The organism is Pseudomonas baetica (assembly GCF_019733355.1).
Lineage (GTDB): Bacteria > Pseudomonadota > Gammaproteobacteria > Pseudomonadales > Pseudomonadaceae > Aquipseudomonas > Aquipseudomonas baetica_A.
On the sequence record NZ_JAIHLQ010000115.1, the window covers coordinates 1 to 1,370 of the forward strand.

Annotated in this window: 1 protein-coding gene; it reads left to right on the forward strand. The window is 59.7% G+C overall.

What is annotated here, in order from left to right; genetic code table 11:
* Positions 1 to 203: 203 nt before the first annotated feature.
* On the forward strand, positions 204 to 1,370 hold a 1,167-nt coding region (gene istA / locus K5E40_RS34295; protein ID WP_221734428.1), incomplete at its 3' end, for an IS21 family transposase.

A 1,370-nucleotide genomic window follows, 5' to 3' on the forward strand; every position in this document is an offset into this window, starting at 1 on the left:
TGGGGATTCCATGCGCACTTGGACACCCAGTCCAAGCTGACTTGGACACTCATTCCACGGCCACTTGGACACTGATTCCACAAGCACTTGGACAGTGATGTTCCACTGATCCGATCCATGCTCAGGCAGGCAGCAACGCAGGATTATTCACTACCATCGACCTCTTTTCTCGAAGCGAAGAGGTCATCGTGGAGCGTATATCCATGCGTAAAATCCGAGAGGTACTACGTCTAAAGTTCGACGCTGGCCTGTCCGTGCGCAAGATCGCCGCCAGCCTGCGCATCAGTAGCGGCAGTGCGGGCAATTACTTGCACCGTTTCAACGCTTGCGGGCTGAGTTGGCCGACATTGTTATCGGATGCCGAACTGGAGCGATGCCTGTTCCCTCCAGCACCAACAGTTCCCAGCGATCAACGTCCGATGCCTGACTGGTCTTGGGCGCATGCCGAGTTACGCTGCCCCGGCGTCACTTTGGCCCTACTCTGGCAGGAATATCGACTCGCTCACCCGCAAGGCTTCCAATACAGCTGGTTCTGCGAGCACTACCGCCTCTGGGCCGCCAAGGTCGACGTTGTCATGCGCCAGGAGCACCGTGCCGGCGAAAAGCTGTTCGTCGATTACGCCGGACAGACCGCGCCCATCATCGACCGACAGACCGGTGAAATCCGTCAGGCCCAGATCTTCGTCGCCGTCCTCGGCGCGTCCAGCTACACCTTTGCCGAGGCCACCTGGTCGCAGAAACTGCCCGACTGGCTGGGCTCGCACGCCCGCTGTTTTGCTTTTTTCGGCGGCACATCGCAGATCCTGGTGCCCGATAATCTGCGCAGTGGCGTCACCAAGGCGCATCGCTACGAGCCGGGCATCAACCCCAGTTACCGCGATCTCGCCGAGCATTACGGCGTAGCCGTACTGCCCGCGCGTTCGCGTAAACCCAAGGACAAAGCCAAGGTTGAAGTGGGTGTGCAAGTGGTCGAGCGCTGGATCCTGGCAGTGCTGCGCAACCGCCAGTTCTTCTCGCTCGGAGAACTCAACACGGCAATCAGCCTGCTGCTCGAACGCCTCAATCAAAAGCCCTTCAAGAAGCTGCCCGGCTCACGCCGCTCGGCCTTCGAGACCATCGACCAACCCGCACTGCAACCGCTACCAGAACATCCGTATGTCTACGCCGAATGGAAAAAGGCGCGGGTGCACATCGACTATCACGTCGAGGTCGAGGGCCATTACTACTCGGTGCCGTACCAGCTGGTGAAGCACCAACTCGAAGTGCGGCTAACCGCTAAGACCGTCGAGTGCTTCCACGCCAACCAGCGGGTGGCCAGTCACCTGCGCTCGCTGCACAAAGGCCGCCACACCACCCAAACCGAGCACATG